The 21,981-nt window shown below is 68.0% G+C and carries 18 protein-coding genes; 7 read left to right on the top strand and 11 right to left on the bottom strand.

Annotated features, from left to right (window positions below; all coding sequences use genetic code 11):
• Window positions 1-34: 34 nt before the first annotated feature.
• The 6 genes from ffh to ftsY form a co-directional block, all read right to left on the bottom strand.
• Complete coding sequence (gene ffh / locus NM2_RS16760; protein WP_067669570.1) at window positions 35-1,603, bottom strand: signal recognition particle protein; 1,569 nt, start codon at window positions 1,601-1,603, stop codon at window positions 35-37.
• 111 nt (window positions 1,604-1,714) lie between these two features.
• Window positions 1,715-2,026 (bottom strand): hypothetical protein, encoded by a 312-nt coding sequence (locus NM2_RS16755; RefSeq protein WP_245718067.1) that lies wholly within the window; start codon window positions 2,024-2,026, stop codon window positions 1,715-1,717.
• Window positions 2,027-2,211: 185 nt separating this feature from the next.
• Window positions 2,212-4,632 (bottom strand): [protein-PII] uridylyltransferase, encoded by a 2,421-nt coding sequence (locus tag NM2_RS16750; protein ID WP_067669568.1) that lies wholly within the window; start codon window positions 4,630-4,632, stop codon window positions 2,212-2,214.
• Window positions 4,633-4,730: 98 nt separating this feature from the next.
• Window positions 4,731-5,069, bottom strand: a complete 339-nt coding sequence (locus tag NM2_RS16745) for a P-II family nitrogen regulator (protein ID WP_067669690.1) — start codon at window positions 5,067-5,069, stop codon at window positions 4,731-4,733.
• 5 nt (window positions 5,070-5,074) lie between these two features.
• Window positions 5,075-6,427: an ammonium transporter gene (locus tag NM2_RS16740; RefSeq protein ID WP_157121136.1), complete on the bottom strand. Its 1,353-nt coding sequence runs from the start codon at window positions 6,425-6,427 to the stop codon at window positions 5,075-5,077.
• Window positions 6,428-7,084: 657 nt separating this feature from the next.
• The gene (ftsY, locus tag NM2_RS16735; RefSeq protein WP_067669564.1) at window positions 7,085-8,590 is read right to left on the bottom strand and encodes a signal recognition particle-docking protein FtsY; all 1,506 of its coding nucleotides are present in this window, start codon (window positions 8,588-8,590) and stop codon (window positions 7,085-7,087) included.
• Window positions 8,591-8,857: 267 nt separating this feature from the next.
• Between ftsY and NM2_RS16730 the strand changes: the two genes are divergently transcribed.
• On the top strand, window positions 8,858-9,247 hold the full coding sequence (locus tag NM2_RS16730) for a DUF2237 family protein (protein WP_040826261.1): 390 nt from the start codon (window positions 8,858-8,860) through the stop codon (window positions 9,245-9,247).
• 89 nt (window positions 9,248-9,336) lie between these two features.
• On the opposite strand, the gene NM2_RS16725 is transcribed toward NM2_RS16730, so the two are convergent.
• Entirely contained in the window at window positions 9,337-10,098 is a 762-nt protein-coding gene (locus tag NM2_RS16725; protein ID WP_067669562.1) for a TetR/AcrR family transcriptional regulator, read from the bottom strand.
• A 110-nt stretch (window positions 10,099-10,208) separates the two neighbouring features.
• Between NM2_RS16725 and NM2_RS16720 the strand changes: the two genes are divergently transcribed.
• From NM2_RS16720 to NM2_RS16710, 3 genes are all read left to right on the top strand, one after another.
• Window positions 10,209-11,105 carry an NmrA family NAD(P)-binding protein gene (locus NM2_RS16720; RefSeq protein ID WP_067669689.1) on the top strand — a complete coding sequence of 299 codons (897 nt, stop codon included), beginning with the start codon at window positions 10,209-10,211 and terminating at the stop codon, window positions 11,103-11,105.
• A gap of 233 nt (window positions 11,106-11,338) precedes the next feature.
• Window positions 11,339-11,680, top strand: coding sequence for a hypothetical protein (locus tag NM2_RS16715; RefSeq protein ID WP_067669560.1), 342 nt, complete (start codon window positions 11,339-11,341; stop codon window positions 11,678-11,680).
• 11 nt (window positions 11,681-11,691) lie between these two features.
• A complete protein-coding gene (locus tag NM2_RS16710) occupies window positions 11,692-12,765 on the top strand; it encodes a DUF3089 domain-containing protein (protein ID WP_157121131.1) in 1,074 nt (357 codons plus the stop codon).
• A 130-nt stretch (window positions 12,766-12,895) separates the two neighbouring features.
• Here NM2_RS16710 and smc read toward each other — a convergent pair whose 3' ends face one another.
• Together smc and NM2_RS16700 are read right to left on the bottom strand one after the other, a co-directional pair.
• The gene (gene smc, locus NM2_RS16705) at window positions 12,896-16,519 is read right to left on the bottom strand and encodes a chromosome segregation protein SMC (protein ID WP_067669558.1); all 3,624 of its coding nucleotides are present in this window, start codon (window positions 16,517-16,519) and stop codon (window positions 12,896-12,898) included.
• 73 nt (window positions 16,520-16,592) lie between these two features.
• Window positions 16,593-17,027, bottom strand: coding sequence for a DUF1707 SHOCT-like domain-containing protein (locus NM2_RS16700; RefSeq protein WP_067669556.1), 435 nt, complete (start codon window positions 17,025-17,027; stop codon window positions 16,593-16,595).
• A gap of 166 nt (window positions 17,028-17,193) precedes the next feature.
• Between NM2_RS16700 and NM2_RS16695 the strand changes: the two genes are divergently transcribed.
• From NM2_RS16695 to NM2_RS16685, 3 genes are all read left to right on the top strand, one after another.
• A complete protein-coding gene (locus NM2_RS16695; RefSeq protein WP_067669554.1) occupies window positions 17,194-18,423 on the top strand; it encodes an acyl-CoA dehydrogenase family protein in 1,230 nt (409 codons plus the stop codon).
• 16 nt (window positions 18,424-18,439) lie between these two features.
• Window positions 18,440-19,567 (top strand): acyl-CoA dehydrogenase family protein, encoded by a 1,128-nt coding sequence (locus NM2_RS16690; protein ID WP_067669553.1) that lies wholly within the window; start codon window positions 18,440-18,442, stop codon window positions 19,565-19,567.
• Window positions 19,568-19,759: 192 nt separating this feature from the next.
• Window positions 19,760-20,599, top strand: a complete 840-nt coding sequence (locus NM2_RS16685) for a DUF72 domain-containing protein (RefSeq protein WP_067669551.1) — start codon at window positions 19,760-19,762, stop codon at window positions 20,597-20,599.
• Between the two features lie 80 nt (window positions 20,600-20,679).
• Here NM2_RS16685 and thpD read toward each other — a convergent pair whose 3' ends face one another.
• Window positions 20,680-21,570, bottom strand: coding sequence for an ectoine hydroxylase (thpD, locus tag NM2_RS16680; RefSeq protein ID WP_067669549.1), 891 nt, complete (start codon window positions 21,568-21,570; stop codon window positions 20,680-20,682).
• A gap of 15 nt (window positions 21,571-21,585) precedes the next feature.
• A complete protein-coding gene (locus NM2_RS16675; RefSeq protein WP_067669547.1) occupies window positions 21,586-21,981 on the bottom strand; it encodes an ectoine synthase in 396 nt (131 codons plus the stop codon).

The raw sequence follows: 21,981 nt of genomic DNA, 5'->3' as shown, positions 1-21,981 counted from the left end.
TCACCGGCCGTGGCCACGGGTTGCTCGTACCCGATCAGTTCTTCGGGAACTTGAGCTTGGACAAGTCGATACCGTCCAGGCCGGGCGGGAGTTGGTCGAGTCCGGCGGGCATGCCCGACAGGTCCGGCATCCCCGGGGGCATTCCGGGCGGCATGGCGGGCATGCCCGGGAAACCGCCGCGCACCTTGGGCGGGGTGGGACCGCGGCCGCCCTTCTTCCCCTTCTTGCCCTTCTTGCTGTTGCGGCGGTTGCCGGCGCCCGGCATACCCATCTGGCGGCCCATCGCGGCCATCATCTTGCGGGCCTCGAAGAAGCGGTCGACCAGCTGGTTCACGTCGGTCACCGTGACGCCCGAGCCGTTGGCGATGCGCAGGCGCCGGGAGGCGTTGATGATCTTCGGATTGGCCCGCTCGCCGGGGGTCATACCGCGGATGATGGCCTGCACCCGGTCCAGTTGCTTGTCGTCGACCGCGGCGAGGGCGTCCTTCATCTGGCCCGCGCCCGGCAGCATGCCCAGCAGGTTGCCGATCGGGCCCATCTTGCGGATGGCCAGCATCTGATCGAGGAAATCCTCGAGGGTGAGCTCGCCGGTGCCGATCTTGCGCGCGGCCTCCTCGGCCTGCTGCGCGTCGTAGACCTGTTCGGCCTGCTCGATCAGGGTGAGCAGATCACCCATGCCCAGAATGCGGCTGGACATGCGGTCGGGGTGGAAGACGTCGAAGTCCTCGAGCTTCTCACCGGTGGAGGCGAACAGGATCGGCTGACCGGTCACCTGACGCACCGACAGCGCCGCACCACCGCGGGCGTCACCGTCGAGCTTGGTGAGCACCACGCCGGTGAAGCCGACGCCGTCGCGGAACGCCTCGGCGGTGGTGACCGCGTCCTGACCGATCATCGCGTCGAGCACGAACAGGATCTCGTCGGGCTGCACCGCGTCGCGGATGCCCGCGGCCTGCGCCATCAGCTCCTCGTCGATGCCGAGGCGGCCCGCGGTGTCGACGATGACGACGTCGTACTGCTTGCCGCGCGCCTCGGCGATGCCCTGCTGCGCGACCTCGACCGGATCGGCGGCGGTGATGCCGAGCGGGTTCTCGCCGCCACCGATCGAAGTGCCGGGGTGGGGTGCGAAGACCGGCACCTCGGCCCGCTCACCGACGACCTGCAACTGCGTCACCGCGCCGGGGCGCTGCAGGTCGCAGGCGACCAGAAGCGGCGTATGCCCTTGGCCCTTCAGCCATTTCGCGAGCTTTCCGGCGAGGGTGGTCTTACCGGCGCCCTGCAGACCCGCGAGCATGACCACCGTCGGCGGGGTCTTGGCGAACTGCAGGCGCCGGGTCTCCCCGCCGAGGATCGCGATCAATTCCTCGTTGACGATCTTGACGACCTGCTGCGCCGGATTCAGCGCCGCGGAGACCTCCGCGCCCTTGGCGCGCTCCTTGACCCGGGTGATGAACCCGCGCACCACCGGCAACGCGACATCGGCCTCGAGCAGGGCCAGGCGAATCTCCCGGGCGGTCGCGTCGATATCCGCCGGTGACAGACGCCCCTTGCCGCGCAGATCGCTCAGTACACCGGTCAACCGGTCGGAAAGGGATTCGAACACCGATCGCGCTCCTGATCTCGAGGGACGTCACTCGACATACCAGGGTAATGCGCGCATGCCGATCGAAGGATCCACCCTAGTCGTTCGTGGTTTCGGTGTTCGCCGCGGACGCTATTCCAGCGCGCGCCGCCGCGGCCGCGGAGTCTGGCGGATATCGCGATTCTCGCTGGCGACCATGCCGATCGCCTCGAGTGCGGTCAGCCCCAGTTCCAAGGCCATGGAATCGAGCATCGTCCATTCGGCCTCGGTGGGTATCCGGCCGTTCGCCGTGGAGGCGATGGTCATCGCGGTCACTGCCTGCTGTCCGGACAGGGTGCGCCCGGGCAGCCAAGACACCACCCAGCGATCGCCTCCGACACAGCGGGCGATGTGCTGGGTCAGGTCACTGGTCATCATCGATGCGGAAACGACTTCAATTGCCACCGGCTCGCTCCTCATGCTCGAAAAGCTCGGACAAGCCTTGAACAACACTCTCGGCATACGAGTCGACATCGCCGACTCCCGTACACGCCGTCTCCAATGCTGCGACTGCACAGATCCGGTCTGATCGTAGAGTGAGCCCCGTCACCGCGGACAGAGGTTATAGCAAATCTCACGCAACAATCTGGTTAATGGTGAACGTCCGATTCGTCCTGATCCGGTGGCGGCGGGGGCGTCTGCGGCGGAACGACCGCCAGCACCGCGGCCGCGATCTCGTCCCGCCGGGCCGGACTGTCCGTATCACCCAGATCGAGGCAGAACGCGTCCACCACGGACGTGCCTCGGGTCACCACCTTCGCCCATCGCACATCCGCACCCGTACTCGCAAGCGCACCGGCGAGCCGGCTGAGCAATCCGATCCGATCCTCCGCGCGCAGTTCCAACAACACCTGACCGGCAATTCCGGTGTCGGCCCAGAGAATCCGCGGCTCGGCCTGCGCGTACGGACTGGGCGGCAGACCCGCATCACGTTCCTTGCGCTCGAGCGCCGCCGTCAGATCCAGATCACCGTTCACCGCCCGGATCAGATCCTGACGCAGCAGCCCGGCATCGGGCGGATCGCCGAATTTCGGTGCGACACGGAAGGTATCGATGGCCGAGTCCCCCTCCGATCCCAGCGAGGCCGACAACACCCGCAGTGAATGCAGCGCGAGCACACCCGCCGCATCGGACAGCAGCCCGGGCGTGTCGGGCGCGACGACGGTCACCACATGACTGAAACGCCCTTCGCCGGGCGACAATTCGACGTGCACCCCATCGGATTTCGCCTTCACCAACAGGTCCGGATCGATCGGGTCGGGCTCGGGCGCCTCTTCCCCGGCCATCGCCAGCCGGGAGCGCCGCACCAACTCCCCGATCAGCGATGCCTTCCAATCGCCCCACACCCCCGGACCGGTTGCCAGCGAATCGGCCTCGGCGAGAGCGTGCAGCAGCTCGAGCAGCTGCGGGTCACCGCCCAGCGCGGTCACCACGGACTCGGCGGTCGCCGGATCGGCCAGATCACGGCGCGTGGCGGTATCGGGCAGCAGCAGGTGATACCGGACGATCGCGCTGAGCGTGCGCACATCCGAGGGCCACAGCCCCAGCCGGCGGCCGATCTGGGTGGCCAGCTCCGCGCCGACGATGCTGTGATCCTCGACGCGCCCCTTGCCCAGATCGTGCAGCAGCGCACCGAGCAGCAGCAGATCCGGACGCGCGACCCGGGTGCTCAGCGCACCCGCGTACGCGACCGTCTCCACCAGATGACGATCCACCGTCCAGATGTGCACCGCATCGCGCGGGGGCAGATCGCGCACCGCACCCCATTCCGGAAACAGCCTGCCCCACAAGCCCGTTCGATCCAGCGCCTCCACCGCGGCGATGGTGGCGCGGCCGGTGCCCAGCAACACCAGCAGATCGTTGAGCGCCTCGCGCGGCCAGGGCTCACGCAATTCGGGCGCGTCCTCGGACAGGCGGTTCAGCGTGGTCGCCGACATCGGCAGCCCGTTCTGCGCCGAGGCCGCGGCCACCCGCAGGATCAGACCTGGATCCCGTTGCGGGCGGGCGTCGCGGGCCAGCACCACCTCACCGGCGTGCTCGACCACCCCCTCATCGAGTGGTCGACGCACCGGCATGCGACGAAGCCTGGCCAGCCCGCGACGTGGCAGGGCGTTACCCGCCGTGCGCAACCCGACGTCGACCGAGTACCCCACCGTGCGGGCGGCATCACTCAACGTGCGGGCGAGATCGAAACGGTCGCCGATGCGCAGCGCCGCGCCGATCTCGTCGGCATCCTGTGCGCGCAGCTGGTCGCGGGAGCGTCCGGCCACGCGATGCAGTTCGGTGCGCACGTCCAGCAGGCGGCGTTGCGCTTGCTTCAGACCGCCGCCCGGGACATCGGGCCCCAGGCCGGGCATGGCGTCGGTCAGCTGGGCGATGGCGAGGGCGTCGAGCAACTGGATGTCGCGCAGACCGCCGCGCCCGTTCTTCAGATCGGGTTCGGCGCGATGCGCGATCTCGCCGTTGCGCCGCCACCGGGTCCGCGCCTGCTCGACCAATTCGCCGAAGCGGGAACGGATTCCGGTGCGCCACTCGCGGCGCACGCCGCCGATGAGCAGATTGCTCAACTCGGCGTCACCGACGATGTGCCGGGCGTCCAGCATGCCCAGCGCGGCGGTGAGATCGTCGGCGGCCACCCGCAGCGCCTGCGGGACGGTGCGCACGCTGTGGTCGAGTTTGATGTGCGCGTCCCACAGCGGGTACCACAGCCGATCGGCCACCTCGGCGACCCGCTCCGGATCGATGTCGTCGTGCAGCAGCACCAGATCCAGATCCGAATAGGGCAGCATCTCGCGCCGTCCCAGTCCGCCGACGGCGACCACGGCCAGGCCGCTGTCGGCGGTGATACCCAGTTCGGCGCCCTTACCGGTGAGCCACAGATCGTGCAGATCCACCAGCGCCTGCCGCAGCGCGTGGGCGTCCAGTCGCGGACGGCGAACCTGACCGCCTTCCAGGAGCTGATCCCGGGCCCGTACCAGATCCGTTGCGCCGCTCGGCGTGTCGCGTTTCACCCTGCACCACCCAACCCTCGTGCGGGCGGCCCCGCTCCTACCGTCGTCCGGTGGGAGCGAGGCCGCCGATCGACCCGCTGACTTCGGATGTCCGCGAGTTAGAGAGCGTCGCCGCCGCGCTCTCCGGTCCGAACCCGGACCACAGCTTCCACCGGCGTGACCCAGACCTTGCCGTCCCCGATCTTCCCGGTGCGCGCGGCCTCGACGATCACCTCCACGACCTTCTCGACCGAGGCATCGTCCACGACGACCTCGACCCGTACCTTGGGCACGAAATCGACCGAGTACTCCGCACCGCGGTAGACCTCGGTGTGCCCTTTCTGCCGTCCATAGCCCTGTACCTCACTGACGGTCATTCCGAGCACACCCGACTGCTCCAGACCGCTCTTGACATCCTCGAGCGTGAATGGTTTCACGATTGCAGTGATCAGTTTCATTTCGGTCATGCCTCCTTGACGGCGGTACGTGCCGTGGCACCCACAGCAGCGAAATCGTATGCCGTTTCCGCATGCTCCGAATCGTCCATACCCTCGAACTCCTCCTCGTCGGTGGCCCGCAACCCGATGGTGAATTTGATGATGTAGGCCAGAATGAGCGACACGATGAAGGAGAAGGCCAGCACGCTGACCGCGCCGACAGCCTGCTTACCGAGCTGAGTGAAACCGCCGCCGTAGAACAGGCCCTTGGCGCCGCCCAGGCTCGCCGACGCACCCGATTCGGGGGCCAGGAACAACCCGACCATCAGGGTACCGATCAGACCGCCGACCAGGTGAACACCGACCACGTCGAGCGAATCATCGAAGCCGAGTTTGTATTTCAGGCCGACCGCCAAGGCGCACGCGATTCCGGCGACCGCGCCGATGGCCAGTGCGCCCAGCACGTTGACCGAGGAGCAGGAGGGGGTGATGGCGACCAGACCGGCGACCAGGCCCGAGGCCGCGCCGAGGCTGGTGGGTTTGCCGTCCCGGATCTTCTCCACCAGCAACCAGCCGAGCATCGCCGCACAGGTGGCGAAGGTGGTGGTGATGAAGGTCGAACCGGCCAGGCCGTTCGAGCTCACCGCGGAACCGGCGTTGAAACCGAACCAGCCGAACCACAGCAGACCGGCGCCGAGCATGACGAATGGCAGATTGTGCGGGCGCATCGGCGACTTCGGCCAGCCCTTGCGCTTACCGAGCACGATGCACAGCGCCAGGCCCGCGGCACCGGCGTTGATGTGCACCGCGGTACCACCGGCGAAGTCGATGGCCTGCAGTTTGTTGGCGATCCAGCCGCCGTGGTGGACGATGTTGCCCGCGGCGTCCGAAACGTTGAAGTCGAACACCCAGTGCGCGACCGGGAAGTACACGACCGTGGCCCAGACCGCGGCGAAAACCACCCAGGCGCGGAACTTCAGGCGATCGGCCACCGCACCGGAGATCAGCGCGACGGTGATGATGGCGAACATCAGCTGGAATGCGACGAAGACCGTCATCGGGATGGTGCCCGCGAGCGGAATGTCCGAACCGTGCACCGCCGCTGCCCCGGTGGCCGGGTCGGCGGGTGATGCCTTGACGCCGTTCGTTCCGATCAGCCCCTTCAGCCCGAAGAACTGACCCGGGTTGCCGATCACGCCGAACTTGTTGTCCCCGAACGCTTCCGAGAAGCCGTAGATCGACCAGAGCACGCCCACGATGCCCATCGCGCTGACGCTCATCATGATCATGTTCAGCACGTTCTTCCCGCGAACCATGCCGCCGTAGAAGAACGCCAGGCCCGGGGTCATCAATAGGACGAGGGCCGAACTCGCCAGCATCCATGCGGTATCGCCGGTGTCCGGTACACCGACCAAGGGGTACGCCACCTTTTCCTCCTCATCTCGGGCCCGGCCAAAATGCGGCAAACGAGCCTGCACAGAAGGTTCGCTACTCGGTGTTTCATCCGTGCCGCCCCCGTGTTTCACATAGGTGAACGGATGCGCTTCCCGTGTTGCTACCACGTTTCGTTTCCTACACAGCTGTTTCCGTCTGACTGTGAGGTTCGTGTCGGGCTGCTGAGTACATCGATGAATGCGCAGTTCAGGCGATATGTGACCGATCTCGCCCGGGGAAGTGGAGATCATCATTCGAGACACACCCCGAAATCAGACCGAACGGGCGGTGAATTCCATAACGACCCGCAACGCAATGCCGCAAGCGTCAGCACTCTACCTAGTTACACCAACCCCGCAAATCGCCGACGCCTGGTTTGCGCCGCGGCTTGCCGCCCGGACCCGTGGCGGGCGCTCGTTCCTCGCACCCGCCACGGGTCCGGGCGGTGAGCCTCCGGGCGGCGCAAACCCGCCGGAGCGAAGCGGAGGCCAAGGACACAGCAAACCCGCCGGAGCGAAGCGGAGGCCAAGGACACAGCAAACCCGCCGAAGTGGAGCGGAGGCCGCAAATACAGCAGCGGCGCGGAGGCAGAAAAAATACAGCTAACCCAGCAGGGCGTCGACGAATGCGCCGGGTTCGAAGGGGGCAAGATCGTCCGCGCCCTCGCCGAGGCCGACGAGTTTGACCGGGACGCCGAGTTCGTGCTGAACCTGGAAGACGATGCCGCCCTTGGCGGTGCCGTCGAGTTTGGTCAGCACGACGCCGGTGATGTCGACCACATCGGCGAACACGCGCGCCTGGGTCAGGCCGTTCTGTCCGACGGTGGAGTCCAGCACCAGCAACACCTCGTCCACGGCGGCCTTCTTCTCCACCACGCGCTTGACCTTGCCCAGCTCGTCCATCAGGCCGGTCTTGGTGTGCAGGCGGCCGGCGGTGTCCACCAGCACGACGTCCACGCCGTCCTCGATACCGGTGCTGACCGCGTCGAACGCGACCGAGGCCGGATCCGCGCCCTCACGTCCGCGCACGGTGTGCGCGCCGACCCGTTCGCCCCAGGTCTGCAGCTGATCGGCGGCGGCGGCGCGGAAGGTGTCCGCCGCGCCCAGCAGCACCCGGCGGCCGTCGGCGACCAGGACGCGCGCGAGCTTGCCCGTGGTGGTGGTCTTGCCGGTGCCGTTGACGCCGACCACCAGCAGGATGGAGGGATGGTCATCGTGCGGCAGGGCCCGGATCGAGCGATCCAGCTCCGGGCGTAACGCCTCGACCAGGACCGAACGCAACGCGGCGCGGGCCTCGTCGGCGGTGCGGACGCTGCGGGCGGCCAGTTCGCCGCGTAAGCGTTCGACGATGGTCGAGGTGACGGCCGTGCCGAGGTCGGCCATGACCAGCGTGTCCTCGATCTCCTCCCAGGAGTCCTCGTCCAGGTCGCCGCCGCCGAGCAGGCCGAGCAGGCTCTTGCCCATGGCGTTCTGCGAGCGGGCCAGACGTCCGCGCAGCCTGGTCAGACGGCCCGCGGTGGGTTCGATCTCCTCGAGTTGCGGTGCGGGAGCAACGGTTTCGGCGGGGGCGGGGGCCTCCTCGACGACCGCGGCCTGCTCGGGCTCCGCTTCGGGTTCGGCCTTCGTCTCTTCGGCCGGAGCTTCGACCGCCGGGGCAGTGGACTGCTCCTCGGCTTTCGCGGGCTGCGCTTCGGCCTCGGGCGCTTCGGGCGCGGTAATTCCGGCCTCGAGCTCCTCGACCTCCGCCTCGAGCGTCCCGGTCCCGTCGACCTCGGGTTCCGGCAGCCGGACATCGGTGATCGCGCGACGTACCGAATCGCGTGGAACCGCCGCATCGTCGCCGATGTGCGGCTGCCCTTCGTCGTCGGTCCGCTCGACCGGCGCCGGTTCGGGCTCCGGTGGCGCGAGCGTGCCGGTGCCCGCGCCACCCTGACTGAAACTGAATCCGCCGGACGCGGTGTACCCACCGGACCGGTCGGTCACCTCCTTGTCCGGGGTGGCGGGCAGCGTCACCCGGCCGCGCTTGTACCGGACGAATCCAGCGACGACGAGCGCCACCACCACGATGGCGGCGATCACGGCGATCAGAATCCAAACGTGCGCAGTCACGCCCCCATCCTTACAGAACACCGGCTACGAACCAGCAGGGCCGCGCGACGGGCGGAAAATCCGAAACTCTCGACCTGAGGTTCCGACTCGACGCAGTCCGCGGGAACCACGTCCACGGCGAGCCTTAACACACGCATCGGACAACGCGTCGGCGACACGCCGAAATTGCCGCACATGTGCGGTTCGCCTACCGACCGGTCTGCTCGTCTCGGTGTCACGACGCGGAAGCAGGGGCGAATCCAACACAGAGACAATAGGATCGGCGATGTGACCGATCGAAATGTGCTTGGGGGACCGCTGGAGGAGTGCGGCACCGATCCTCTCACCGGCTTCTATCGGGACGGCTGCTGCAGCACCGGCCCCGAAGACCTGGGCAGTCATACGGTGTGCACTGTCGTTACCGCGGAGTTCCTGGAGCACCAGAAGTCGATCGGCAACGATCTGAGCACCCCGCGTCCGGAGAACAACTTCCCGGGACTGCAACCTGGTGATCGCTGGTGCGTGGTCGCGGTGCGCTGGCTGCACGCCCACGAAGACGGCGTCGCGGCCCCCGTCATCCTGGCCGCCACCCACGAGAACGCGCTCGAGGTCGTCCCGATGGACACGCTGCGCAAATACGCCGTCGATGTCCCGGACGACGTCAGCGACCTGCTGTAGCCGTTCCCGCCTCTTCGCAGGCGGACCGGATGGTGTGATGAGTTCCACATCGCGCGGTGGGGCCGTGGCGGGGATCGGTGTCGATGCGTCTATGCGGCGCGGCGCCGTCGGCGATGGGCCTTCTGGCGGCAGGCGGCGGAGCAGTAGCGGGCGGGACGGCCGGTGCCGGTAGGCCGCAGGGGCGAGCCGCATATCGGGCAGCCCGGATTGCTTTCGTTACGTGTTTCGTTATGAATTGAGTGGTTGGCGTCGAGTTTCGTGACAGTGACCGGAGCCGGAGAGCGCAGGGCATCCAGTGCTATCCGGGCAGCGTTGGCCAGTTCTGTCTCGGATCCCGAAACGCGCTGAATCGCAACACATCCGGTGATCAGCGCGGACAGGTCCGCAACGGTGACGTCGGGACGTGCCGCAGCGCATCGCTGGGCCTCGGTGAGCAGACTGTGCAGGGCCCGGTGGAACCGGTCTCCCGCGCCGCGCATCAGGGTGCGGGGCCAGCCGTCGTCCGCGGTGATCAGGTCGCAGACGGCCCTGCTGCGCGGGGAGGTGAGCACGACCTCGGCGCAGAATGCGAAGAACGCGGCGCCCACGTCCGGTGCGTTCAGGCAGGCTGTCGCGCGAGCGGTCATCTGCTCGATGCGCTGCTGCATCACCGCCTCGAGCAGGTCGGTCTTGGTGGGGAAGTGCCGGTAGACGGTGCCCGCGCCGACACCGGCGCGGCGGGCGATCTCGGCCAGTGACACCGAGGTGCCGTGATCGGCGAAGGCGCGCTGCGCGGCGGCCAGCACCAGGGCCCGGTTGCGCCGGGCATCGGCCCGCGCCGCGGGACCGGAACTCTGCGGTACGACGGTCATTTCGTTACGGCACCCCTCTGCGCGGACCTGGCGAACCGAGTCGGGACACCCGTATCGTCCGAAATACGGGTTACCCAACCCGGATTCTACCGACACGAAGACAGGTGATCATGTCCGCACAACACGATCGGATCCTCGTCACGGGCGCCACCGGCAAACAGGGCGGCGCGACCGCGCGCACACTTCTCGCCGAAGGCATTCCCGTCCGCGCCCTGGTACGCGATCCCGACGCACCGGCCGCACGCGCACTGGCCGAACTCGGAGCCGAATTGGCGATCGGCGATTTCGACGCACCCGACACGATCGCGGCCGCGGTCAGCGATGTGCGCGCGGTCTTCGGCGTCCCCCCGGCGGCCTTCGGGCCCGACGGCTGGGATGTCGAACTCGAGGCGACCCGCGGCGAGGCGCTGGTCGCGGCGTCCCGCGCGGCGGGTGTCGAGCAGTTCGTCTTCACCGGCGTCGCCTCGTTCGCACGCAACGAACGCTGGGGCGTCAACGGAAAACTCCGGATCGAACGCGCCGTCGCCGACAGCGGAATGCGCTACACCCTGCTGCGACCGGTGCGATTCATGGAAAACTATCTGGCCCAGGGCTTCCTGGTGGACGGCATCCACGACGGCGTGAACCGGCACCTGTTCCCCGCCGACCTCCCGATCCAGATGATCGCCGTCGACGACATCGCCGCCGTGGCAGCCCTGGCCTTCGCCGAACCCGACCGCCTGCACGGCCGCACCCTGGGCCTGGCCGGTGATCAACTCACCATGCGCGAGGCCGCCGCGAGGATCACCGAGGCCATCGGAATCCCCGTGCGCTACGAGGAGATTCCCGAATCCGAGGCCGCCGAACGAGGTCCCGAGATCCGCAACGTCTGGCGACTGGCCCGCGAGGGCGACACCTGGCGCGCGGACATCCCCGCCCTCCGCGAGATCCACCCCGGCCTACGCAGTTTCGACACCTGGCTCGCGGAAATCGGGGCAGCCCAATTGAAGTCGCTGTTAGCCGGGTAGCCGGGCGATCACCTGCCGATTTCACGAGGCACAACGCGCGGGCATGGCGCCCGCGCCCGTGGAACGCCGCTCGACCCAGGACTTCGACTCGAACGTGGCCGACGAGATATCCGGTATCAGCTCGGCCGTGAACGCCCGGTGCGGCACGAGGGCAAATTCTCGGCTACTAGGCTGGACTCCGAGTGGTATCGGTCCTTGTTCCGCCCGATGCGCAGCAGACCAGGGAGCACACGATGAACCAGCGATCATTCGAGTTCTGCGACGAGGTCCCGCGGCAATGCTTCGGGGCCGTCGCGGTGTCTCCGCGAATGCGGCGGGACGAGGTCGAAACGCTCCTTTCCGACGACGGCGAGCGTCTGTCGCACAGCCGTCGCGTGGCGATCGAATGGGGCATTCGGGACGCCGGGCCGATCGTCGACCAGGTGCGCGTCACACCATTGCGGCCGGGATCGACGGCCATGGTGGACGACAGGTTCGGACACGATCGCCTGTTCTCCTGGCCGCTCGACACCAGGCTGCGCCGAATGTTCGACGACCAGTCGGTTCTGCGCGTGGAAGCCATCGGGAGGCCGTGATATTCGCGGGCATGCACCGCCGACGTCCGGTTCCCGTCCGGGGCCCGGGCCGGCTACGCCGCATCGGCGTGGCCGCCGCACTGGTGGTGGCCGGCGGGTGGTTCGGTGTCCCGCCCGCGACCGCCGACGCGACGCCGACGGTGTGGCTGTGCCGACCGGGGCAGGCCGGTGACCCGTGCGGCGGCGGCAGCGGCGCTCCGGTGGATTGTTTCTACGTCTATCCGACGGTATCGCTGGAACGGACGACGAACGCGGACCTGACCATCGGACCCGAAGAGCGCGCGGTGGCAGCGGACCAGGTCGCGCCGTTCGACGGCCGCTGCGATGTCTGGGCGCCGATGTACCGGCAGCGCACCTTGCTCGGGCCGACCGGCCTACCCGCGCCGGGTGCTGCCGCATCGGATATCGCCTACGCGGACGTCCAGGACGCCTGGGATGACTACCTGGCACACGACAACCACGGGCGCGGCGTGGTTTTGATCGGGCATTCCCAGGGAGCGGTCATGCTGCGAACCCTGATCCGCAAGCGGATCGAAGCGACTCCGCAGCAGCGGCTACTGCTCTCGGCCATCATCCCGGGCGCGGACGTGCTGGTGCGCTCGGGCGCGCCGAACGGCGGTGACTTCAACTCGATCCCGGCGTGCACCGACAGTGCGCAGATCGGCTGTGTCGTCGCTTATTCGACCTACGCGACCGCTCCGCCGCCGGACGCCCGATTCGGAGTGACGCCGACCGAACCCGACACCATCGGCCCCCGCGACGGACGCCCCTACGGCCCCGGCTACGAGGTGCTGTGCACCGACCCCGCCGCGCTGGGCTCCGGCACCGACAACGGCTTGCACAGCATCGTCGCCGGCCGTGTGGTAACCGGCTACCGCGGCCACTGCACCACCGCCGGGCCCCGCGTGCTGATGATCGAAGGCGGCGGCAACGGCGTCCCGCCGGCAACCGTCCTGCCCGCCCTGCCGGACTCGCGCTGGGGCCTGCACAACCTCGACATGAACATCCCCCAGCAGGACCTGATCGACCTCGTAGCCGCCCAGACTCGCTCCTGGCTCGACCGGCAGCGCCCCGCAGGACGATGAGCCCTACCGCTCGACAGTCGGGAGCATCAGCCGACCGCCGAATCCGTACCGGCGCAACGACTCCCGTCGGAGCCCTGGCGACGGCTGGGTGGATTGCGGCGACCGCGTTCAGGCTGTGCGGAGTTCACGCCTAATCGACACGCTGGAGTTCCGGCGAGGCGGGGATACTCTGTCCCCGCAGGCGCTGGGAGATGACCTGGGTGATGCCGTCGCCGCGCATGCTGACGCCGTAGAGGGCGTCGGCGATCTCCATGGTGGGCTTCTGGTGAGTGATGACGATCAGCTGGGATTTCTCGCGCAGCTGCTCGAACAGGCCGATCAGGCGGCGCAGGTTGGTGTCGTCGAGGGCGGCCTCGACCTCGTCCATGACGTAGAACGGGGAGGGGCGGGCGCGGAAGATGGCGACCAGCAGGGCGACCGCGGTCAGCGATTTCTCGCCGCCGGACAGCAGTGACAGGCGCTTGACCTTCTTGCCCGGCGGGCGCGCCTCCACCTCGATGCCGGTGGTGAGCATGTCCGTCGGATCGGTGAGCAGCAGCCGGCCCTCGCCACCGGGGAACAGTTTGGCGAAGACGCCGACGAATTCCTGTTCCACGTCCTCCCACGCCTCGGTGAACACCTGCAGGATGCGGGCGTCCACCTCGGCGACCACGTCGAGCAGGTCCTGCCGGGCCTTGGTGACGTCGTCGAGCTGGGTGGACAGGAAGTTGTAGCGTTCCTCGAGCGCCGCGAACTCTTCCAGCGCAAGGGGATTCACCTTGCCCAGGGTGGTCAGGTCCTTCTCGGCGCGTTTGGCGCGGCGCTGCTGGGTGGCCCGGTCGTACGGCATCGGCTGGGGTTCGCTGACCGCGTCGCCGCGCTCCTTGGCCTGTTCGTACTCCTGCCACTCCAGTGCCGAGGGCGGGGTGGGCACGTCCGGGCCGTATTCGTCGATCAGCGCGTCCAGGGCCATGCCGAACTGTTCGCCGATGGTCGCTTCCAGCTGTTCGATGCGCAGCGCGGCCTCGGCGCGGGCGACCTCGTCGCGGTGCACCGCATCGGTCAGCTGGGTGAGCTGGGTGGTCAGCGCGCGGCTGCGTTCCTTGATCTGGTCGACCTGCCCGGCGCATTCGGTGCGGCGGCGGACCAGTTCGTCACGTCGCGCGGAGGCTTCAGCGACAACGGATCCCAGCTCGGCGGCGACGCGTTCCGCGGATTCGGCGACCACCGAGGCGACCGCGGCGGCCTGCCGGCGCGCGGCCTGGGCACGTTCGGCGCGCGCCCGGGTCTCCCGTTCGGCGCGTGCCGCGCGGCGCAGCGAATCAGCCTTGCCCCGAACCGATTCCGCGCGTTCCTCGGCGGTGCGCACGGACAGGCGGGCCTCCACCTCCATCGCGCGAGCCTCCGCGAGAGCGGCCGCGGCCTCCTCGCGATGCGCTCCGGCGGTCTCGGTTCCGGCGTCGTCGTCCGAATCCAGCCCGGACTGTTCGGATTCCACGCGCCGCAGACGATCCTCGAGTTCGGCCAGTTTCTCGGAGTTGTCGTCGCGCGCGGCCTCGGCGTCGTCGCGCTGGGTCAGCAGACGCTCGCATTCGCGCTGCGCGTTGCGCGCCGACTCACCCAACCGGCCCAGCCGGTCGTAGATCGCGACCAGCGCCTGATCGGATTCGTGCAGCGCGAGCAGCGCCTGGTCGACGGACTCCTTGCGATCGGCCTGTTCGGCCAGCGCGCCCGACAGCGCCGCCTCGAGCTCCTCGGCGGTGCGCTGCCAGGCCTCCAATTCCGCACGCGCGGAGTCGATATCGGCTTGGATCTCGAGCTGGCTGGGCGCGCGGTCCGAACCGCCGAGCAGCCAGCCCGAACCGGTCAGATCGCCGTCGCGGGTGACCACGCGCAATTCCGGTCGCGCGGAGAGCAATTCGGCCGCGGCGGGCAGATCATCCACGACCACGGTGCCCGCGGTCAGCGCCACGACGGCGCCACGCATGTTCTCCGGGCAGTCCACCACATCGATCAGCCGACGCGTCCCGGCGGGCAATGCGGCGGGGGCCGAATCCGACAGTGCCGCACCGCCGTACACCACCGCGGCCCGACCGCCGTCGGCCTCCTTCAAGGCCCGCAGCGCGGCATGCGCGGTGCCGCCGGAGTCCGCGGTGACCGCATCGGCGAGCGGCCCGAGCGCGGCGGCGACCGCGGCTTCGAAACCATTGTGCACCTGGAGAATTCCCGACAACGGGCCGATCAGACCCTCGGCCCGGTGCTCGAGCAGCCAGGCCGCGCCGTCCCGGCGGGCCAGGCCCATGGTCAGGGCCTCGATCCGCGCGCCCAGCGAGGCGACCTTCTTACTGGCCTCCCGATCCTTCTCTCGCAGTTCGGTAACGCGCTCATCGGCCTGCGTGAACGCCTGGGCGGCATGCTCGTAGGCGGCGTCCAGACCTTCCTCGCCCGCGTCCAGCTCACTCAATTCGCTTTGTACACGTTCGAATTCGTCCTCGGCGGCCGCACCCCGGGCCCGCGCCTCGGTCAGCGAGGTGGACAGCCGGGCGATCTCGGTCTCGGCGGACTGCGCCCGCGAACGCAGGGTGTCCACCTGGCCGGACAACCGCGCCAGCCCCTCGCGACGATCGGCGATGGCCCGCACGGCGGCCAGATGCGCCTGTTCGGCGGCCTTGGCGGCCTGTTCGCGCTCGTGCAGCTGATCCCGCGCGGCCTCGAGCGTCTCGGCGGCGATCTCGACCGCCTCGAGCAGTTCGGCCTCCTGCGCCTCCACCCGGGCGGCCTCGGCCTCGAGCTGCTCGGGGTCGCGGCCGGTGCCGGTGGGCTGTTCGATGGTCAGGTTGCGGGCGCGATCGTGGGCGATGCGGATGGTCGCGTTGACCCGTTCCACCAGCGCCGAGAGCTGGAACCAGGTCTGCGCGGCGGCCTCGGCGCCGGGAGTCAGCCGGGACAGCTGGAATTCCTGTTGTGCGAGTGCGGCATTCGCGGCATCCAGTTCGGCCTGGACGTTGATCTGCTGTTCGCGAGCGTAAGCCTGCTTGCTCTGCTGGCTCTCCAGATCGCGCCGACGCGCGACCAGATCGTCGGCGGCGAGCCGCAATCGCGCATCGCGCAGATCCGCCTGCACGGTGGCCGCGCGCCGCGCCACCTCGGCTTGGCGGCCCAATGGCTTGAGCTGGCGGCGCAGTTCGGTGGTCAGGTCGGTCAGCCGCGCCAGATTGGCCTGCATGGCCTCGAGTTTGCGGACCGCCTTTTCCTTGCGCTTGCGGTGTTTGAGCACACCGGCGGCCTCCTCGATGAAGGCACGCCGATCCTCGGGACGCGATTCCAGGATCGCCGAGAGCTGCCCCTGCCCGACGATGACGTGCATCTCCCGGCCGATACCCGAATCGCTCAGCAGTTCCTGCACATCCATCAGACGACACGAGCTGCCGTTGATCTCGTACTCCCCCGCGCCGTCGCGGAACATGCGCCGGGTGATGGATACCTCGGCGTAGTCGATCGGCAGCGCGCCGTCGGAATTGTCGATCGTCAGCGTGACCTCGGCGCGGCCCAGCGGCGCGCGCCCGGCGGTTCCGGCGAAGATGACGTCCTGCATCTTGCCCCCGCGCAACGCTTTGGCGCCCTGCTCACCCATCACCCAGGTGAGCGCGTCGACCACATTCGACTTACCCGAGCCGTTGGGGCCCACCACACAGGTGATCCCCGGCTCGAGGCGAAGTGTCGTCGCGGACGCGAAGGATTTGAACCCCTTCAGCGTCAGGCTCTTCAGGTGCACAGCACGCCAATCTACCTGCTACCGTGCGATAGCCGTGCGTACGCCAGCTACCGTGCTGCTCACCGACCCCGCCTCACCGCGCGAGACCGCGCTTGTGACAGCCGCGCGACTCCCATCCAGTCAGGGCCCGGAACGCCAGCGCGACACCCCACGGCCCGATCACCCACATCGGCCACGGATAGGTGAGCCGGCCCATGCCGAGGCAGATCAGGCCCCAGATCACCAGGCTCAGCACGCTCACGCCCAGCCATGCCGCGCCTTCGATGCGCTGCCAGATGGGTATCCGCGCACCCCGGCGCACGGATACCGCGGGTCGCTCGGCCGCCAGATTCGGCAGATCGGACAGCACGAGTTGCAGGTCCTCGCGAGTCGCGCAAGCCCACACCCGCGCCACCCGCTGGTCGTATTCGGTCAGATCGATGCGTCCCGCACCCAGGTGCCGGGCCAGTAGGTCGGCGACCTGCTGCCGCTCGGCGTCATCGGCGCGGGTTCCGGACGTGATGTCCATCAGCTGTCCCTCTCGGCGAGATCAATATTCCAAAGTGGAATGTTAAATATCAGCATCCTACCTCCACAGTGGAATGTCAACCGATATCATTAAGTTAACGACCATTTGCATTCAGTGGGCAACAAATGAGAAGGTAGAGCTCCACTTATCGAACAAGGAGTTCTTCGTGGATCTGGACTTCTCACCCGCCGATCTGGCGTTTCGCGACGAGGTACGAGACTTCCTCGACGAGCATCTGACCCCCGAAATCCGCCGCGCCGGGCGCCTCGTGACGAGCGTGTACCCCGACCACGAGGCCAGCATGCGATGGCAGCAGATCCTGCACGCGCGCGGCTGGGCCGCACCAGCCTGGCCGGTGGAGCACGGCGGATGCCCGTGGAGCATGACCCAGCACTACATCTTCGAGCGCGAGTCGATCCTCGCGGGCGCTCCGATGCTCTCGCCGATGGGCATCCGGATGGTCGCGCACGCCATCGTCGCCTTCGGCACCGAGGAGCAGAAGAATTTCTTCCTGCCCGGCATCCTGACCGGCGAGGTGTTCTTCTGTCAGGGCTACTCCGAGCCCGAGTCGGGATCGGATCTGGCGTCGCTGTCGATGGCCGCGCTCTCCGACGGCGACGATCTGATCGTCACCGGCAGCAAGATCTGGACCACCCACGCCACCGAGGCGAACTGGATCTTCGCCCTGGTCCGCACCTCGAAACTGGAACGCAAACAGCAGGGCATCACCTTCCTGCTGATCGATATGAACACCCCCGGCATCCAGGTGCGCCCGCTGGTGATGACCTCCGGCGAGCAGGTGCAGAACCAGGTGTTCTTCGACTCGGTGCGGGTGCCCAAGGCCAACGTTCTGGGCCGCATCGACGACGGCTGGACCGTCGCCAAATATCTGCTCAACTTCGAACGCGGCGGCGCGTTGGCCCCAGCCCTACAGGTCATGGCCGAATCCCTTGCCGCCCAGGCGGTTTCCCAGCCCGGCCCGAACGGCGACGCACTACTGGACGATCCGGCGTTCGCGGCGAAGCTGGCCGATGTCCGCATTCGCGCGGACGTGCTGGAGATCCTGGAATACCGCACCATGTCGGCGATTTCGCGCGGCAAGGATCCGGGCCCGGCCGCCTCGACCCTGAAGGTGCTCGGCACCGAACTGAGCCAGCAGCTCACCGAACTGACCCTCGAGGCAGCCGGTCCGCGCGGACGCGCCTATCAGCCGCACGCCACGATGCCCGGCGGTCCGGTGGCCGATTTCGTGCCGCCCGCCGACGGCTATCTCAGCGGCCAGGAGTGGCAGGCGGTCGCACCCCTGCGCTACTTCAACGACCGCGCCGGATCGATCTACGCCGGCAGCAACGAAATTCAGCGCAACATCATCGCCAAGGCCGGCCTGGGCCTGTGACGGACGGGATCTGATCATGGACTTCGAATACACCGCGGAGCAGCAACTGCTGCGCGATACCGTCACCGAATTCCTGGCGGCGCGATACGACCTGGACAAGAGCCGGTCCGCGGCGCGCGTCGGGATCGGCTGGCAGCCGGAGATCTGGCGTGCCTTCGCCACCGAGGTCGGCATACTCGGCGCGGCACTGCCCGAGGAGGTCGGCGGGTTCGACGGCGGGCCGGTCGAAACGCTCATCATCGCCGAGGCGTTCGGCGGGGCACTGGTCGTGGAGCCTTTCGTCGACACCGTCGTGGTCGGCGCGGGTCTGCTGCGGCGTGCCGGTGGGGCACGCGCGCAGGAAATGTTGCGCGGCATCGTTTCCGGCGAGGTGATCACCGCCCTGGCCGCGCTGGAGGCCGATTCGGGCTACAACCTCGCGAAGGTCTCGACCACCGCTCGCCGCGACGGCGAGGACTGGGTTCTCGACGGCGCGAAGACCGTGGTGACCAGCGCACCGCTGGCCACCCACCTGCTGGTCACCGCGCGCACACCCGATTCGAGCGGCGTGTCGCTGTTCCTGGTGGAGGCCGGCGCGGCCGGACTCACCCTGCATTCCTATCGCACCATCGACGAGCGCCGCGCGGCGGACATCACCCTCGAGGGCGTGCGTGTCCCGGCCGACGCGCTGCTGGGATCGGAAGGGGCAGCGGATGATTCGCTGGCCACCGCGGCCGACGAAGCGATCGCGGCGGTCTGCGCCGAGGCGATCGGCGCGATGCGCCGGGTGCTGGACGACACGGTCGAATACGCCAAGCAGCGTCGTCAGTTCGGTGTGCCGATCGCGAGTTTCCAGGTGCTCCAGCACCGCATGGTCGATATGCACCTCGAACTCGAACAGGCCATCGCCGCAACATATCTGGTGACGTTGAAGCTCGGTGCGCCGAATGACGAACGCGCCCGCGCCGCCGCGGCGGCCAAGGCCACGATCGCCCGCGCGGCCCGCTTCCTCGGACAGTCCGCGGTGCAACTGCACGGCGCGATGGGCATGACCGAGGAACTCGCCATCGGCCATTTCTTCAAGCGGCTCACCGCGATTCAGTACGAATGGGGTACCGCCGATCAGCACGTCGCGCGCTACGCCGCGCTGACCCGTCCCGCATGATTCGCTGAGACACCGCCGACCCAGCTCAACAGTGGGAGCGGTGACCGCCCACCGATGAACTGTCGAACGAGTCGGCTCGATGCGGACAGACAGTCGACCTCGGCGGGCCGCCGCACCGTGTGTGGCGGCCCGCCGGTTTCCACCGCGACAGCGGATTCGGACCGATGACACCACACGCGATAACGTCACGGGATGCGATTGTCCGTAGGTTGTGCGCAGTGGACGCATACCGCCTGGCAGGAGCAACAGCCCGATCCGCGGGAGCGTCTGCGCGGCTACGCCGGTTGGTGCACCGCCGTGGAGACCAACACCACCTTCTACGCGATTCCAGCGCGCAAAACGGTGGAATCCTGGGCGCGCCAGACCTCGCCGGAGTTCCGGTTCGTGGTGAAACTGCCGAAGATCATCACCCACGATCACCGGATGAGCGGCGCGGAATCCGACCTGACCGCCTTCCTCACCGCGATCGAACCGCTCGGCCCGCGCGTGCACGCGCTGTGGGCGCAGCTGCCCGCCTCGTTCGGGCCCGCCGATCTCGGTGTGCTGGCCGGATTCCTGCGACAGCTCCCCCGCGAATGCCGCAGCGCGGTGGAGGTCCGTCATCCCGACTTCTTCACCGATGAGCGGGCCGCGCGGCGACTCGAGTACGTCCTGAACCGCGTCGGCGCGGAGTGGATACCCTTCGACACCACAACGCTTTTCGCCGCACGTCCGAGCAGCGCGGGTGAGCGCGAAGCGTGGGGCAAGAAGCCGCGCCTGCCCCGCCGCGATCAGGCGCTCACCGAATTCCCGATCGTGCGTTATCACGGCCGCGACGACGCCGAGGCGACCATCGCGGGCTGGCAGCCGTGGGCCGAGGTGGCGGCCGGCTGGTTGCGAGAAGGCCGCTCCCCCACGGTTTTCGTGCACACCCCCGACAACGCCGCGTCACTGATGCTGGCCCGGCGCTTCCACGAGCAGACGCGCACGCTCGTGCCCGAGCTCGAACCGCTGCCCCGGCCGCCGGAAACCGCCCCGATGACGTTGTTCTGAACCGGAAGACACCGTCCCCGAACAGCCGAACGCCCCGCTCACCCGAGATGTCCAGGGCGGCGGGGCATTCGACGACGAGATCAGCGAACGGGATCGAACTCCTGCGCCGCGATGTACGTCGGCCGCGGCACCGGCGCGGAATACGGTGCCACGAGCGTGTTCTCGACGCTGTTGAACACCAGGAAGATGTTCGAGCGCGGGAACGGGGTGATGTTGTTGGCCGAGGCGTGCATGATGTTCGAATCGAACAGCAGCGCCGAGCCGCGCGCACCGGTGAACTGCGCGATGCCGTGCTTCTCCGCCAGTTCACTGATGTTGTCGTGCGACGGCACGCCGATCTGCTGCTCCTGCAACGATTCCCGGTAGTGGTCGGCCGGAGTGGCGCCCTGGCACGGCACGAAGGTGCGGTGCGAGCCGGGCATCAGCATCAGGCTGCCGTTGAACGGGTAGTTGTCGGTCAGCGCGATGGACAGGCTCACCGCCCGCGGCGCGGGCATGCCGTCCTCGGCATGCCAGGTTTCGAAGTCCGAATGCCAGTAGAATCCGGTGCCCTCGAAACCCGGCATGTAGTTGACCCGGCTCTGGTGGATGTACACATCCGAACCCAGCACGTGCCGTGCCAGCCCGATGACGCGGGGATCGCGCACCAGATCGGCCACCTTGGGGCTGATCCGGTGCACCTCGAAGATCGACCGCACGCGGTTCGACTTCTTCTCGATGATCACCCGTTCATCCAGTCGCAGCTCCGGATCACTCGCGAGCCGGTCGACCTCGCCAGAGAAATCCGCGACCTCCGCGGTCGTGAGCAATTCCTCGAAGATCGCGTACCCGTCCGATTCGAAGTTCGCCAAAGATTCGGCCGCACCCGACTCCGGCCCGCCCCACACCGTGGGGTCGATCCGGTCCATCATCGCCTCCGGCGACGGGGTTCGTGTCGGGTAGCGATCGATCCTATTGTCGGCCAACGTCATCCGGCAGTTTCCTCCTTACAGATCCGGAACGGCGACCAATGGATAGACGCCGTTCTCGTCGTGCACCTCCTGGCCCGTGACCGGCGGGTTGAATACACATAGCATCCGCATCTGCGTACGAGTCTCGACGCGATGACGTTCGTGCCCGTTGAGCAGATACATGGTGCCGGGGGCCAAGTCGTAGGTCTTCTCGTTGGTGAGGTCGTAGAGCGTGCCCTCACCCTCGACGAGCCAGACCGCCTCCACATGGTTCTGATAGTGGAACTCGTGCACGGTGCCCGCCTCGATCGTGGTCTCGTGGAACGAGAATCCGACCCGGTCACCACCCAGCACGATGCGCTTGCTGCGCCACCGCTCCTGGGCGACATCGCGGTCGGTACCGGTGATCTCGGCAGTGGTACGAACGATCAT

The sequence above is a fragment of the Nocardia miyunensis NBRC 108239 genome (assembly GCF_001613065.1).
GTDB lineage: Bacteria > Actinomycetota > Actinomycetes > Mycobacteriales > Mycobacteriaceae > Nocardia > Nocardia miyunensis.
This window is presented reverse-complemented; position numbering and strand designations above follow the sequence as displayed.